Here is a 398-nt window from a genome sequence, read left to right as displayed (position 1 = left end):
CAGATCGAGATTGCGGAAGGCGAGCTGCGACAGCTTCAGCGTCAGCCCATAGGCGCCCGATTGAGGGTCCTGCGTGACGAAGCCGCGCTCCCCCAGGCTTGCGAGCAGACGGTGGGTCGCGCTGACCGGCAGCTCGAGCCGCTCGGCGAGCACGGTCAGGTCGGCGCCGTCAGCCTCTCCTGCCAGCGCCTCCAGCAACTTGAATGCACGCTCGACCGCCGCGATCGTCACCCGTTCCCGCCCATCTCGATTAGAATTGGAAATCATTTCCAATTTGGATTTCGTTTTCGTATAGAGAGGAGGCGAGGCCGAGTCAACGCGCCTCGCAGCGTAAGCGGTGGAGGGGACGATGAGCCTGGCGGGTGAGGGAGCGGTCGCGATTTGGCACGACATCGCGC

Annotated in this window: 1 protein-coding gene; it reads right to left on the bottom strand. The window is 64.1% G+C overall.

What is annotated here, in order from left to right:
- Positions 1–267: helix-turn-helix domain-containing protein (locus CRU95_RS16300; protein ID WP_258238762.1), on the bottom strand; the 267-nt coding region annotated here is incomplete at its 3' end.
- Positions 268–398 lie beyond the last annotated feature (131 nt).

The sequence above is a fragment of the Arcobacter sp. F2176 genome, assembly GCF_004116465.1.
GTDB lineage: Bacteria > Campylobacterota > Campylobacteria > Campylobacterales > Arcobacteraceae > Arcobacter > Arcobacter siniprincipis.
Note: the sequence above shows the minus strand (reverse complement) of the source record. Positions and strands in the feature narration are given on the sequence as shown.